The 16,222-nt window shown below is 65.5% G+C and carries 4 protein-coding genes; 2 read left to right on the top strand and 2 right to left on the bottom strand.

Going from position 1 to position 16,222, the window contains the following annotated elements; genetic code table 11:
• Window positions 1–257: 257 nt before the first annotated feature.
• Window positions 258–6,308: a translocation/assembly module TamB domain-containing protein gene (locus tag AC1D10_RS18820; RefSeq protein ID WP_477274420.1), complete on the bottom strand. Its 6,051-nt coding sequence runs from the start codon at window positions 6,306–6,308 to the stop codon at window positions 258–260.
• A gap of 3 nt (window positions 6,309–6,311) precedes the next feature.
• Window positions 6,312–8,240 carry an autotransporter assembly complex protein TamA gene (locus AC1D10_RS18815; protein WP_477274418.1) on the bottom strand — a complete coding sequence of 643 codons (1,929 nt, stop codon included), beginning with the start codon at window positions 8,238–8,240 and terminating at the stop codon, window positions 6,312–6,314.
• Window positions 8,241–8,513: 273 nt separating this feature from the next.
• Here AC1D10_RS18815 and AC1D10_RS18810 point away from each other — a divergent pair, with 273 nt between their 5' ends.
• Together AC1D10_RS18810 and pbpC are read left to right on the top strand one after the other, a co-directional pair.
• A complete protein-coding gene (locus AC1D10_RS18810; RefSeq protein ID WP_477274416.1) occupies window positions 8,514–14,012 on the top strand; it encodes an alpha-2-macroglobulin family protein in 5,499 nt (1,832 codons plus the stop codon).
• A 108-nt stretch (window positions 14,013–14,120) separates the two neighbouring features.
• Window positions 14,121–16,211: a penicillin-binding protein 1C gene (gene pbpC, locus AC1D10_RS18805; RefSeq protein WP_477274414.1), complete on the top strand. Its 2,091-nt coding sequence runs from the start codon at window positions 14,121–14,123 to the stop codon at window positions 16,209–16,211.
• Window positions 16,212–16,222 lie beyond the last annotated feature (11 nt).

Raw genomic sequence — 16,222 nt, 5'->3', positions numbered from 1 at the left:
CAAAATTGCTACTGCCCGACGGATTCCTCAGGAATCTCGATAGTCCATTAAACTGAGACATTTACTGAAGGGCGGACAGCACCAGCCTGGAGCTACCATGGGGCCAAAAGCCGGGCTTAAGGTGTATTGAGATTCAGGCCAGGCCGAGCCGAAAACGGTGGCTTTCGAGAACCGGAGCGGACATTCGGGTCCGTGAGCACCGGAAGCGCAGAAGGCCGTCGTTTGCAGGCCGGCATCACCTGAATATCAACCTTACGTCAGTATTCCTTCTCGTAGAAAATGCCGCCCTTGGCCTCGCCGGCATCGTTGGCCTCGCCGCGCAATTTGACGCCGCGCCCGACATTGAGGTCGATGGTCGCCTTGCCAGAACCCGGCTTGTCACCTTTCTGGATCGTCACATAGGTGCGATCGTTGAGATACTTGCCGGCCGAAACCGCCGTGCCGCCCTTGTCGTCGGTGGTGACATCCAGATCGTCGACGCCGATGGCGCTGCGCAGGTTTTCAAGCAGCGACGTCGAACCGCCGACGCCGGCCAGTTGCCCGGCCGCCTCGGCGAGCTGGGCGATCTGCAGCGGGGACAGGTTCGACATCGAGCGGCCGAAGATCAGCTGCGCCAGCACCTCGTCCTCGGGCAGCGCCGGCACCGAGGAGAAGGTGAATTTCGGATTGGTCGCCTCGCCCGACACCACGATGGTCACGGTTGTGCTGGTCGTCGTCGTTGTCGCCGTCAAATTGAGGTAAGGCACCAGCGAGCCGGAGAAACCTACCGTGCCTTCGGTGAAGGTCAGGCGCTTGCCCAAGATCGACAGCCGTCCGCGCTGCAGCGTGAAGGTACCGACCGCTTGCGGCGACGATGCCGGCCCGGTCAGCCTGAGCGAGCCGCCGAGTTCGGCATCGACGCCCCTGCCCTGGATGAAGATCTGGTTCGGCGCATTGACCGTGACATCGAGGGTGAGGCCGCTGCCGCCGCCACCGCCGCTGGTCGTCGGCGGACGCAGCGCCTTGTCCTGCGCCCGCACGGCGCCTGGCGCATTCTTGTGCTTGACGTCGAGCGCCGAAAGCGAGCCGGGCAGCTTGTCAGGAACCGTGATCACCGTCTTGGCGAGATTGACGGTGCCGGCAATCACCGGTGCGGATGTCAGTGGCCCCTTGATCGTCAAGTCGCCGCCGAGATTGGCGGTCACCACCCGGCCGTCAGTATAGCGGCCGTCAACGAGCTTGATCGACAGATCGGCCGGAAACCCTTGCGCCGGATTGATGCCGACGGTGCCGCTGGCCGACAGGCTGCCGCGCGTCGACAGCGTGCCGGTCAGCCGGTTGATCCTGGCAACGCCGCCGCTGATCGACACATCGACGGCGAGATCGTTGACCGCGAGGCCCGAGCGCGCATCGAGCAACCGCGCTCCCGAGGCGCTGACGCTGCCGCCGATGACAGGCGATGTCGCGGGACCCCGAACCTGCACGTTGACATTGGCGGTTCCAGACAGCGACAGCCCTTGCGCGGCGAGCTTCTGGCTGAGCAGCCCGAAGGGCACGGCGCCATTGAAGTCGAGCACCAGCGCCGGCGTGCCTGCCGTCGTCACGGTGCCGCCGCCCTTGATGCCAAGGCCGGCTCCATCGCTGACATTGGCGTTGAAGGTCAGCTTGTTGGCGGCGAAGGTGCCGGAAGAAGAAACACCCACCGCGCCGATACCGGCGCCGCGGGTCTGCGACGTCTGCACGCCGGCGTCGATGTTGAAGGCAACAGCGGGGGTCGCCGGCGCACCCGTCACCTTCACCGTGCCCGAGATTGAACCGGCGGCATCGAGCCCCGGCGAGAAACTGTTGGCCAGCGACATCGGCACCCGCGCCAGGGTCGCATTGATGTCGAGTGCCTTGGCGACCTTGCCGGTCACCGTCGCCGTGCCGCCGCCGAGGTTGAGCACCAGACGGTCCAGCGTCGTCGTGCCATTGGCAATGCTGATGGTCGAGGCCTGTGCGATGGCTGCCTTGATGCCCTGGACCGTCGCCTGGCCGGACGCGAGCTCGATGGTGGTCGTGCCATTGACCACTTTCACCCGGCCCGTAGCCTTGGCCGGGATGCCCTTGACGGTGGCGCCGCCGGAGAAGCCGGTCCAGTCGCCGTCGCGCTTTAGGTCGACATCGATGCCGCTGATCACGGTGCCGCCGGAGGTGACGGTGTCGGCACGGATCTTTCCGGAGATCACCGGTGCCGCGAGATAGTTTGCGATCAGCGCATCGATGGAAACGGCCTTTGCCTGGAGGTCGCCGCGCGAGATCGATGCCGTCGCAGCCTTGATCGCCACTTGGGGTGCGGTGCCGTTCTTCGAGAAAGCAATGGTGCCGCGCACATCGCCCTCGGCCTTTTCCAGCGCAAGCGCCGCCAGCGGACCGATGTCTGGCAGGTCGAGCGCGATGGTGCCGACCGGCACGAACTTCTCGTCCAACGCCAGGTCGCCGGAAATCCTGTTCTTGCCGAGCGACAGCAGCAGGCCATTGATGGCGCTCTTGCCGTCAGCCGTCGCCAGCACCGCACTGCCTTGCAGCGCCTGGCCGGCGACATTGCCGGTCAGTTGCACGTTCGCCGCCGGATTGGCGGCATCGGCCTTGCCGGAGGCGGTGAGCTTCAGCCCGGTGATCTCGCGCGCTGCCACCAGAAGCCGGTCACTATCGACCGTCAGCGACAGATCCGGTGCGGTGGCCGGTCCCTGCGCATTCAGGGCGAAGGCAATGGCGCCCTTGGCGTCCTTAGACAGCAATGAAATATCGCTCAGAGCGCCCTTGATGTCGGCGGCGACCTTGTTGTCGGCGAGGCTGGCTTGGCCCTCGGCGGTCAGCGCGCCCGAGGCCAGCTTCAATCCATCGACATTGACATTGCCGGCAGCATCGCGCTTCAGCACCGCGCTCAGTTGCGCGCGTTCGGCAAGCACACCGCGCACCGCGGCCGGCAGTGCCGCGGAAGCGGCGTCGGCTTTCAGATTGAGGTCGATGGCGCCGTCGGCCAACGATACCCGACCGCTAAAACCGCTGTTCAGCGCATCGCTCGTCACCGAGCCGCTGTCGATGGTGACGGCGTCCGTGGCGAGGCTGCCGGCGACCTTGGCCGTCACCTTGCCGGCAATCAGCGGCGCGATGGTAGGATTGTCGAGGCCGATCGTGTCGGCCGAAACGGTGCCGGAAATCGGTCCCGTCCGGGTCTTCAGATCGAAGGCATCGGAATGCAAAGCGACCGCGACGCCCTCGACCTTGGTCAGATTGGTTGCGACCGAGGGCAGCGTCGCCGAAATATCGAGCCGCGGCTGCGTGCCCTGCCCGGCAGCTTTCACCGAAAGCGCCTGCAGTTCGAGCTTGATCGGGCTTTCAGCACTGCCCAGCGTCAGCGGCAGGCTCGGACCGGAGGATGTGAGATCGAGGACGAAATCGCTGGCGCCATTCGGATTGAGGGTGCCCGTCGCCTTGCCGGAAATCTTGTCACCGATAAGCGTCGCATGGTCGAGAGCGACGCCGCCCGCCATGGTGTAGCTGCCGGCCGCGTCGACAGCCAGCGGCCCGAGCCCGGCCTGGCGGGTCTGGCTGGTTTCGACGCCAGCCAATTGCGCGTTGAACCGAACCTCGGGCACAGATGGCGACCCGGTCACTTGCGCAGTACCGCCCAGCGTACCCACGGCATCGAGACCGGGTGAAAAAGCATTGGCAAGGGCTGCCGGCAGTGCCGAGAATTCCGCTGCCAGGTCGAGCGCCTGACCCGCGGTGCCGGACAGCGTCACCGAACCGCCGCCGACATCGAGCGCCAGCTTCTCGATGCTGGTCGTGCCATTGGCGATGGAAACAGTAGAGGGCGCCGCGATCGCGGCCTTGATGCCGCGAACCGTGGCTTCGCCAGAAGCAATTTCGACGCTGGTCGTGCCGTCGGCGATCTTGACCCGGCCGGCAGCTGTTGCCGGGATGCCCGCAATGGTGGCGCCGCCGGTAAAATTGGTCCAGTCGCCGTCGCGCTTCAGGTCGACGCCGATGCCGCCGATTTCGGTGGTTCCGGAGGTGACGCTGTCGGCCTTGATCGAACCGGAGATCGCCGGCGCCTTGAGATAGTTGGCAATCAGCGCATCGACGGTGATGGCCTTGGCCGTCACCTCGCCGCGCGCAATCGACGTGCTCTTCGCGTCGATGGCGACCGAGGGCGCGTCGCCATCCCTAGCGAAGCGGATGGTGCCGTCGATGTCGCCCGTCACCGCTTGGCCGGCGAGCGCGGCCAATTGGTCAATGGCGGGCGCGTCGAGCGTCAGCGTGCCCAAGGGCATGAATTTTTCATCCAGCGCGAGGTCGCCCGAGACCTTGTTGTCGCCCAGCGAGACCAGGAAGCCATCGATCGAACGCTTGCCCTCGCTCGTCACCAGCGCCGCCTTGATGTCGAGCGGCTGGTCGTTGACGGAGCCGGTCAGCGAGACATTGGCGGCGGGACTGGCGATGTCGGCCTTGCCGCTTGCCGTCAGCTTGATGGTCTTCACGGTGCGGCCCGAAGCCGTCAGGCTGTCGCTGTCGGCGGAGACGGTGAAATCCGGCGCCGTCCTGGCCCCGCTTGCCGACAGCGCGAAATCGATGCCGCCGGCAACCGGCACGCCAACCATCGGCGACAACACAGAAACGTCGCCCAGCCTGCCCTTGATGTCGGCCTGGATGTCGCTGCCTTGCGCGCTGGCGGTGCCGCTGGCGCTGAGCGTGCCGGAGGTGAACGAGATCGAGTTGGCGGCGAAAGATCCCTGCGGATCGCGGGTCGCCGCGGCCGAGAACTTCACCCGGGCGCCGAGCACCGAGGCGATCTGCGGCGGCAAGGCCGTCGCCACCGCATCGGCATTCATCTTGAGCTGCATTGACAGATCGGCAAGCGCCACCGTCGCCGTCAGCGAGGCGTTGACCGCGTCGGAGCGCAAGGTGCCCTGGTCGATGGCAATGGCGTCCTTGCTGATCGATCCGGCCAGATCGACGTTGACCTTGCCGGTGATCAGTGGCGCCAGTGTCGCCACGTCGGTTTTCAGGCCGCCCGCCTCCAGCTTGACGGTAACCGGCCCGGCGCGATTCTGGATGTCGAAGCCGTCGGAATGGATCTGCGCCGCCAGATCGTCCAGCCGCGTTCCGCCGGCGACGATCGAAACGAAGGAGGCGCCGATGTCGATGATCGGCGTCTTGCCGTCACCGAACGCACGGGCGGTGGCGCTCTTGATCGCCAGCGCGATCGGCTGCGCCGTGCTGCCGACACTGATCACCACAGGCGCGCCTTTGGCGGCGAGTTCAACCGACAGGTCGCTGCCACCTTTCGGATCGACCATGCCGGCGGCCGTTCCGTGCATGGCATAGCTTTCGATGCTGGCATGCTCGATATCGACGCCGCCAGCGGCAATCGCCGTTCCCGCGACATCGAAGCTGGTCTTGCCGGCAAACAGCGGCTTCAGATTTTCGGGCAGGAAACGCTCGAACTCACCGTCGCCCTTGGCCTCGACATGGCTGCCCTTGTCGGTCGACTGGTGGCGGCCCGTCAGTTGCGTGACGATCTTGCCATCGACTGTGAATGTGCCGATGCCGTTCCAGTTGGCGAGCGGACCCGTGCCCGAGACGGTTATGTCGACCGGCGGGGTATCGGGCAGTTTGAGCAGATTGGCGATGATGCCGCCTGCCGGCTCCGAGGCCTTGAGGTCAAGGTCGAGCCTGTTATCTGCTGGCGCAAAGTGGATATTGGCGTCGACATTGCCCTGCTTGCCGTCATGGCGGGTGACGTTGAGCGTCGTCTCGACCGCCAGCGGCGCGGCATCGGCCTTGAGCATCCCCTTGGCGGCAAGTTCGGCAATGCCGCTGCCGGCCAGGTCCTGGCCGAGTGCGATTTCGGGCAGGTCTATCTGCTTGATGTCGAGCGAGACCGGCAGCGTCGTCGTGCCGCCGCTCTGCGCTGGTTGCGTGCTCGCCACTGGCAACCGCGCCAGTTCGATGCGCTCGGCCGCGATGCGCTCGGCGCTGAAGCTTTTCGACAGCAGCGCCAGCGGCGACCAGTCGACGGCGACCTTGCGCGCCACCAGCCAGGCGCCCTCGCGGTCCTCCAGCACCACATGGTCGACACTGAGCGCGCCCGACCAGATGCCGTCGATGCCGCTGACGGTGATCTTGCTGTCATCGCTCGATGCCAGCCGCGAAATGATACCGGCGAGATTGTCGCGTCCGCGCTCGGTCTTGGTCAGCACCACCAACGCGCCGATCGCTCCGGCGATCACGATGAGCAACGTGTAGAGGACGATGCGAAGGATGCGCCTGAATGTCTTCATGGCTTAGAACGCCTGTCCGATGCCGGCATAGATGCCGAAATGCGGATCGCCGGGGTCGCGGTTGAGCGGCACGGCGGCGTCGATGCGCAGCGGCCCGAACGGCGTGACATAGCGCAGGCCGACGCCGGCGCCCATCTTGACGTCGGAGAAGTTGGGAACCGACCTGGTCGACACCGTGCCGGCATCGATGAACGGCACGATGCCGATCGTGTCGGTGATGCCAATGCGCATTTCGACCGAGGTCTCGAAGAACGACAGGCCGCCGATCGGCTGTCCGGTAGGATCCTTCGGGCCGATGCCCTGATAGGCGTAGCCGCGCACCGAGCCGCCGCCGCCGGAATAGAAGCGCCGGTCGGCCGGCACATTCTGAAGCCCGGTGCCGACGATAGAGCCAACCGCTACGCGTTCGGCCAGCACGAACTTCGAGGCCGAATCCAGTGACTGATAGGCCGATCCCTCGCCTTTCAGCTTGAGGAACGCCGCGCCGCTCAGAATGTCGTAGCTGGGCTCCGCATAGGCCAGCACCCGGAAGCCGCTGGTCGGATTCAGCCGGTTGTCCCTGTTGTCGTAGACATATTGCAGCGGGATACTGGCGATCAGGTATTTGTGCTTGCCGAAAGCGTCGTGGATCCGCGAATAGTCGAGCGAGACTTCCGCCGACACCGTCTGCTTCTTGGTAAGTTCGTAGGACAGGCCGGTGCTGCCCTTGATCGAGAAATGATCGTAGGCGTCCGGATGCTCGAGCACGGTCTTGACGCTGGCGAAGAATTTCGATGCCGGCCCGATCACGCCGGGCTTTTCGAACATGATGCCGGCATTATAGTTGAGCTGGCTGAGGTCATTGCTGCCGATGCCGCTGATGGCGCCGTCGATGCGTAGTTTTTCGGCGTGGCCAAACAGGTTGCGGTGGCCCCAATAGCCTTCCAGGCCGAGGCCCTCGGTGTTGGAGAACGTGCCGCCGACGCCGAAATAGCGCGGCTTGCGCTCGCTGACCTGGACGCCGATCGGAATGTTGCCGTCGGCATCGAGCTTGTCGGCTTCCTTGAACGTCACGCTGTTGAAGACCTCAAGCGCCAGCAACCGGTCGCGCGCGTCGCTGATCTCTTGCGGCGAGTATTGCCGGCCACGCTTGAGGCCGGTCATGTATTCGGTGAAGTCGCGATCGACCTTCTCGGTGCCTTCCACCGTGGTGTCGCCATAGCCGGCGACCGGCCCGGCGGCGACCGTCAGCGTCACGTCGAGCGTCGAGGTGGCATGGTCGGCGACGATCTGGCGGTCTGTCACCTTGGCCAGCGGCCTGCCCTGCTCTTTCAGTGTCCGCACGACCAGCGCCTCGGCCTTGAGCACGGCGCCGGAACCGGCGTCGCCGCCGGCGATCAGGCCATAATCGGCGCTCATCAGCCCCGCCGCGTCGCCCTCCAGCCGGACATTGCCGAGAGTGAATTTCGGCCCACTGGCAATATCGATGGCCACCGGAACCGGCTGCGGACCCTTGAATTCCGCATCCGGCGGCAAGTCATCCAGCGGCTTGCCGTCGATAGTGATGGTGACGACGCCTTCGTAGCGGGCATCGGCATAGAGCGAGGCGATCAGCTGTTCACGGTCGCTGCGCGCCTTGGCCATCAGCCCGAGCGAGCCGGAAACCGGGCGCTCCTCGTCACTTTTCAGCGTCGAGGCGTTTTCCAGCTTCTTGACGAGATCCTTGTCGGCGTCGGGCGCGGAGATGGTCACGGCATAGCGCATGGGGTCGACGATGTCGGCGTCCTCGTCCTTGGACGCCCCCCACAGCTTGATGCCGAAAAGCTCGAAAGCGGTGGCATTTCCGGCCTCGGCGACAAGTGCGGTCGAGCAAAGCATGGCCAAAAGCAGGGCGCGCGGAAGCACACGCCCTGGCGCGGTACCTCCTGACATCTGCTCTTCATGCGCCGGCATTAAGACAACCTAGATTGAAAAACTAAAATTGGAATGAAGTTCTGAAGCGCTCGTAAAGGGGCCACAATCCAATTGTCTGAAATAGGCAGGGCTTGGAATTCACACCTTCTGCGTTGCCGCAAGAAAGCGTGATCCCCTGTCTTATGGAGGTACTACCGGTCATCGGCCGGAAAGGAAACCGTTGGCAGGCGGAACCCTGCCGCGTCCGTGTGTTGACAAGCCTGACTGATGCTTGATCATGCCCTGGACGTCAGCAGTGTCTGGGAGGGTGTTATGGCAATGCGCGCGGCTCGTGGTCTGTCGATCCTGATTCTTCTGTTTCTTGCCTGGGCCAATGTCTTAGCCTGGGGAGGTGTCGCACAAGCGGCCGAAGCCCGGCGAATCGCGACAACGGACAATTCCGATTATTTCGGCTTTGACCTCAGGTCCGACCAGAATGTCACGCTGGACCAGTGCAAGACGACATGTCTTGGCGATCCGGCCTGCCGCGCCTTCACCTACAACACCAAGGCCAAATGGTGTTTCCTCAAATCCGACTACAACCAGCTGAAAACCTTCAACGGCGCGGTCGCCGGCAAGGTCGTCAACATCGATGGCGACCCCGACATCGGCGCGCCGCCGGAACTCGCCTTCTTCCCGAACTGGATGGCCGATCAGGCCCAGCAATACCGCAACAAACTGCTCGGCCCGGCATATGACAAGCCCACCGAAGGGCTGACGGCGCTGACGAACGCTGCCGAGCAGGCCGTGCTGACCGGCGACCATCGCTCCGCCATGCTGAAATACGAGGCCGCGGTCTCGGTGCTGCCCGACAATGGCCAATTCTGGCTCAACCTGGCGCGTGAAACGCTGGCCGTGCAGCCTGCCGCCAACACGTCCGAAGCCTCCACTTTGCCGGCCAACGGCACTTCGGCCGCTTTCAATGCCTACAAGCTGCTGCGCACCACCAAGACGCGCGCCGAAGTGCTGGCCCTGCTCGGCAACGGCCTCGACAAGCGTGACCTCTACCGCCCGGCGCTGCAGGCCTATGAGGCCAGCCTTGCGCTGGTGCCTTCGCCGGCGGTGCAGGCCGATTATGCCGATCTGAAGGCGCGCAAGGGTTTCCGCGTCATCGACCACACCGTCGATGCCGACACCAGCGCGCCGCGCATCTGCGTGCAATTCTCCGAGGATCTGGTCAAGACCGGCGTCGACTACGCCCAGTTCGTCACCGTCGACAACGCGCCGCCCAAGGGCGTCGAGGCCAAGGACAAGCAGATCTGCGTCGAAGGGCTGGAGCATGGCCAGCATTACGACGTCACCTTCCGCGCCGGCCTGCCGGCCGCCATCGGCGAGGTGACTGCCGCTCCCGTGGTGCTGTCGATCTATGTGCAGGATCGGGCACCCTCGGCCCGGTTCACCGGCGACAGCTTCGTGCTGCCGGCCGGCGCGCGCCGCGGCATTCCGGTCGTCACCGTCAACATGAACGCCGCCGAAATGAAGCTCTACCGCATCGGCGACCGCTCGTTGGCCCAGCTGCTGTCGGGCTACCAGTTCCTGCATCAGCTCGACGGCTACGATATCTCCAACATTTCCGAGCAGATGGGCGAGCCGGTCTGGCAAGGTCAGCTCGACATCGCCAATGATCTGAACAAGGAGGTCACCACCTCCTTCCCCGTCGACGAAGCGCTGCCGCAGCGCAAGCCCGGCGTCTATGTGCTGACTGCCCAGGCCGTCAGCGACAAGAGCGACGACTACAACTCGATGGCCACGCAATGGTTCGTCGTCTCCGACATCGGCCTGTCGACCTATACCGGCCAGGACGGGCTCAATGTCTTTGCCCGTTCGCTGGGCAGCGCCAAGCCGATATCGGGCGCCGAACTGACGCTGGTTGCCAGGAACAACGAGGTTCTCGGCACCGCGACCACCGATGCGGACGGCCACGCCGTCTTCAACCCCGGTCTGACGCGTGGCGACGGCGGCATGGTGCCGGCCGTGCTGATGGCCAAACAAGGAGACAATGACTTCGTCTTCCTCGACATGGGCAGGGCCGGCTTCGACCTGTCCGACCGCGGCGTCACCGGACGCCCCGCGCCCGGCGCGCTCGACGTCTATGCCTGGACTGAGCGCGGCATCTACCGCGCCGGCGAGGATGTCCATGTGGCGGCCCTTGCCCGCGATGGCGCCGCCAAGGCGGTCGAGAACCTGCCGCTGACCTTCATCTTCTCGCGCCCCGACGGCGTCGAGGACCGCCGCATCGTCAGTGACGGCGCATCGGCCGGCGGCCATGCCGTCGACCTGCCGCTCGAGCCCAACGCCATGCGCGGCACCTGGTCGGTGTCGATCTACACCGATCCCAAGCAGCCGGCGGTGGCCAGCCAGATGTTCCTGGTCGAGGATTTCGTGCCGGATCGCATCGAATTCGACATGAGCGCCGACAAGCAGGAGATCGCGCAGGGCGAAACCGCCAACATCAACATTGACGGCCGCTTTCTCTATGGCGCGCCGGCGGCGGGCCTCGCGCTCGAAGGCGAATTGACGCTCTCGACGTCCCGCGATTGGGACCGCTTCCAGGGCTTTTCCTTCGGCCTCGCCGACGAGCAGTCGGCCGAACCCACGGTCACCCCCCTCACCGATCTGCCGGTGGTTGGCGACGACGGCAAGGTGACGTTCCCGGTCTCCGTCGAGCAGCTGCCCTCGACCACCAAGCTGGTCGACGCCAAGGTGACGGTGCGCATGCGCGAAACCGGCGGCCGCGCCATCGAGCGTTCGCTCAACATCGGCATCCGCCCGCAAGGCCATATGATCGGCATCCGTCCGGATTTCGCCGACGGTGAAGTGCCGCAGGGCGGCACGGCCAAGTTCAGCCTGATCGCCGTCGATCCGGACGGCAAGCGTGAGGCGCTGAAAGGCGCGCAGTGGACGCTGGTCAAGGTCGAACGCAATTATCAGTGGTACCGCTCCAACAATTCCTGGAACTACGAGCCGGTCACCTTCACCAAGTCGATCGCCAACGGCCAGGTCGACCTCAGTGCCGACGGCGACGCAACGGTCTCCGTACCGGTCGATTGGGGCCAGTACCGGCTCGAGGTCGAGACCTCGGATCCCGAGGGTCCGGCGACCAGCTACGAGTTCGATGCCGGCTGGTATGTCTCATCGACCACCACCGAAACGCCTGACGGCCTCGAGATCGCCCTCGACAAGGACACCTATGCCGCCGGCGAAGTGGCCAAGCTCAAGGTCTCGCCGCATTTTGCCGGCGAGCTTCTGATCAACATCGGCTCCGACAAGCTGCTGAAGACGGTCACGGCAACCGTGCCTGTCGGCGGCAGCACCGTCGACATCCCGGTCGGCGATGACTGGGGCGCCGGCGCCTATGTCACGGCAACCCTGTTCCGGCCGGGCGATGCGCAGGAAACGCGCATGCCGGCCCGCGCCATCGGCGTGAAATGGCTGAAGGTCGACCCGGGCTCGAAGAAGCTCGCCGTCACCCTGACGCCGCCGGACAAGACCATGCCGCGCCAGCAGCTGTCGATCCCGGTTTCCGTGGCCGGCGTGCAACCGGGCAGCAACGCCTATGTCATGGTTGCCGCCGTCGATGTCGGCATCCTCAACCTCACCAACTACAAGGCGCCGGACCCGGAAAACTGGTTCTTCGGCCAGCGCATGCTGGGCATGGAAATCCGCGACCTCTACGGCCGCCTGATCGATGGCTCGCTGGGTAACACCGGCAAGCTCAGGACCGGCGGCGACGGCGCCAACATGCAGACGCAAGGCAGCCCGCCGACCGAAAAGCTGGTCACCTTCTTCTCCGGCCCGGTGCAGCTCGATGCCGACGGCAAGGCGCGGATCGACTTCGACATTCCGCAGTTCAACGGCACCGTACGCGTCATGGCTGTCGCCTGGACCAAGGAAGCGGTGGGCCATGCCCAGTCCGACGTCATCGTGCGCGATCCGGTGGTGATCACCGCCGGCCTGCCGCGCTTCCTGGCGCCTGGCGACGCCGCCGTCATGCGCCTCGATGTCGCCGACACCGATGGCCCGGCCGGCGACTACGCTCTGTCGATCGAAACGACAGGCGACCTGTCGACGGGCGACAAGCCCCTGCCCCAGAAGCTGACCCTTGCTCAGGGCAAACGCCAAACCCTGACCGTGCCGCTGATCGCTCAGACGGCGGGCAACGCCTCGCTTACCATCAAGCTCGCCCACGCCGATGGCACGAAGGTCGAGCAGACGCTCTATCTACCGGTGCGCCCGGCACAATTGCCGGTCACCACCCGCCTGGTGGTCGACCTCAAGGGCAATGGTGGCGCTCTGCGCGTCGACAAGGAGCTCCTGGCGGCAAGCCTGCTCGACGGCGCTTCCGTCAGCGTCGGCGTTTCGCAGGCCGCGGCCTTCGACGTGCCGTCGCTTTTGATGACGCTCGACCGCTACCCCTACGGTTGCGCCGAGCAGACCACCAGCCGCGCCATGCCGCTTCTCTACGTCAATGAAATGGCGTCCGGCATCGGCATGGCCAGCGATCCTGACCTGCATGGCCGTATCCAGGACGCCATCTACAAGGTCCTGAGCTACCAGGCCTCGGCCGGCAGCTTCGGCCTGTGGGGTCCGGGCTCCGGCGACCTCTGGCTCGATGCCTATGTCACGGACTTCCTGACCAGGGCGCGCGAGCAGAAATACGACGTGCCGAGCCTGGCCATGAACCAGGCGCTGAGCAATCTGCAGAACTCGCTCGGCTACGACCAGAGCGTACAGGACCGTGGCAGCGAGATCGCCTACGCCCTCTACGTTCTGGCCCGCAACAAGAAGGCCTCGATCGGCGATCTGCGCTACTATGCCGACACCCAGCTCGAAGCCTTCTCCAGCCCGATGGCGGTTGCCCAGCTAGCGGCGAGCCTTGCGCTCTACGGCGATACCCCGCGCGCGGAGTCCACGTTCCAGACCGCCCTGCAACTGGCCAGGTCAGCCACCGAGTACGACTACTACCGCTCCGACTATGGCTCGCCGCTGCGTGACGGCGCGGCGATGCTGGCGCTGGCGGCGGAATCGAAGCCGGTGCCGAAGATCGTGCCGGAGCTGATCAAGCTGGTGACCAGGGAACGCGCGCAAGCCCGCTGGACCAGCACCCAGGACGAATCCTGGATGCTGCTGGCGGCCCGCGCGCTGAAGGAAGGCAATGATACGATCACGCTGACCGTCAATGGTGCGCAGCATGCCGGCGGCTATTCCGACCAGATCAACGGCAGCGAGCTGGTCGACAGCCCGCTGACCATCGCCAACACCGGCAAGACCCCGCTGCAGGCCGTCGTCACCACCGTGGCGTCGCCGATCCAGCCCTTGCCGGCGAGCGGCGACGGCTTCACCATCGACCGCACCTACTACAAGCTCGATGGCACCGCAGCCAATGTCACCGAGGCGACGCAGAACGAGCGCTATGTCGTCGTGCTCAAGGTCAACGAGCAGAACACCTGGCCTTCGCGCTTGCTGATCACCGACCTGTTGCCGGCCGGCTTCGAGATCGACAATCCGGGCCTGGTCTCCAGCGCCCAGTTGACGAACTTCTCCTGGCTGGCGCAGACCGATGCCGCCCATCTCGAATTCCGCGACGACCGTTTCGTCGCGGCGTTCAATCCGAGCGACGGCGACCACGACCACAATCTGACCCTCGCCTATGTCGTGCGCGCGGTGACGCCGGGCACCTACGCCCATCCGGCGGCGACGGTGGAAGACATGTACCGGCCGCAATATTCGGCCCGCACCGCCACCGGCATGATGGAGATCAAGGCGCCGTAAGGCGGCGATGGTAGCAATCATGAAAATGGCGAATGTGCTTACGAGAGCCTCCTTCTCCCCGTCACTATACGGGGAGAAGGTGCCGGCAGGCGGATGAGGGGCAGCGCCATGCTCTCGAGAAAATTCCTGCGCCGGGCAGCCATCACGGGCGTCTCCCTTGCCGGCCTAGCGTCGCTCTCTGTCGCCAGCCTCTGGGAACTCGATCGCGCCTTCCCGCCCCCACTCCCGGCCGAACTCACGGTCTCGACGGAGGTGCAGGACCGCGACGGCCAGTTGTTGCGGGCCTTCGCCACGCCGGATGGCTATTGGCGGCTCGAAACCAGGCTCGACCAGGTCGACAAGCAGTTCGTCGACATGCTGGTCACCTATGAAGACAAGCGCTTCTGGGACCATGAGGGTGTCGACGTGCTGGCGCTGGCCCGCGCCGCCGGCCAGTTCGCCACCAGCGGCCACATCGTCTCCGGCGGCTCGACCCTGTCGATGCAGCTCGCCCGGCTGATCGAGCCGCGCGAAAGCCGCAGCCTCGGCTCCAAACTCAAGCAGATGCTGCGCGCCATCCAGATCGAGCGCCGGCTGTCCAAGCGCGAGATCCTCGAACGCTACCTGACGCTGGCGCCCTATGGCGGCAATCTCGAAGGCGTGCGCGCCGCCTCGCTCGCCTATTTCGGCAAGGAACCGAAGCGGCTCACCGTTTCCGAAGCCGCGCTGCTCGTCGCCTTGCCGCAATTGCCGGAAAAGCGCCGGCCCGACCGCAACCTGCAGATTGCCCACGCCGCCCGCGACCGGGTGCTGACCCGCATGGTGTCAGCCGGCCTGCTCGGCGAGCGCGAGGCCGCGCGCGCGGCACTTGACGACGTCTCGGGCCTGCGCCGCACACTGCCGGCACTCGCCGCGCACACCGCCTATGCGATGCTGCCCAAGGCCGTGCCTGGCCAGCCCTTGCAGTTGACGATCCGCAAAAGTGTCCAGGAAGGGCTGGAGCAGGTGGCCAGGGACGCCGCCACCAAGCTTGGACCCCGCCTCTCCGTCGCCATGGTGCTCGCCGACGCCCGCACCGGCGATATTCTCGGCGAAGTCGGCTCGGCCAATTTCTTCGACGCCAGCCGCTCCGGCTGGATCGACATGACCAAGATCGTCCGATCGCCCGGCTCGACGCTGAAGCCATTCATCTACGGGCTTGCCTTCGAGCAGGGGCTGGTGGCGCAGGAAACGCTGATCGACGACAGCCCCGTCGATTTCTCCGGCTACCGGCCGAAGAATTTCGACATGGGCTACCAGGGCGACGTCAGCATCCGCCAGGCGCTGCAGCTGTCGCTCAACGTGCCGGCGATCCGCGTGCTCGATGCGGTCGGGCCAACCCGGCTGATGGCGCGTTTCCGCCAGGCGGGGGTGAACCCGATACTGCCGGTCAATGAGGCACCGGGCCTGGCCATCGGCCTCGGCGGCGTCGGTGTGACGCTGCGCGATCTCGTCCAGCTTTACACAGGGCTCGCCAATGGCGGCAAGACGCACACGCTGCATGACGGCACCGAACCGGCCAACGCAGAGCGCACCACCGCCACCATCCTCGACAATCAGGCCAACTGGCAGATCATCGACATCCTGTCTGGCGTCAAGCCGCCCGAGGGTGCCTTGCAACGCGGCATCGCCTACAAGACCGGCACCTCCTATGGCTATCGCGACGCCTGGTCGGTCGGCTTCGACGGCCGCTATGTGCTGGGCGTCTGGGTCGGCCGTCCCGATGCCGGCGCGGTGCCTGGCCTGTCCGGCTATGTCTCGGCTGCTCCCATCCTGTTCGAGGGCTTTGTCCGCTCGGGCCTCGCCACCGTGCCATTGCCGGGCAAGCCGCCCGGCGTGTTCAGCCCCAAACGCGAGGACCTGCCGGTGACGCTCGCCCGCTTTGGCGCCGGTTCGGACGGCCTGGTGCAGGCTGCGCCGACCGAACCCGCACCGACCATCATCTTCCCGCCGGACGGCGCCCGCGTCGATCTCGGCACCAACTCTGCCGATGCCTCGCCGCTGGTGCTGAAGCTGCAAGGTGGCCGGGCGCCGTTCCGCTGGCTGGCCAACGGCAAGCCGCTCACCGGCATCGACCGCCGCCGCACCGCCACCTGGCTGCCGGACGGCGCCGGCTACTCGACGCTGACCGTGATCGACGCCGCCGGGCGTGCGGCCAGTGTAAAGGTGTTCGTCGAGTGAAAGTGTTCCTT

It is taken from the genome of Mesorhizobium sp. P2_A8 (assembly GCF_056404935.1).
This window is presented reverse-complemented; position numbering and strand designations above follow the sequence as displayed.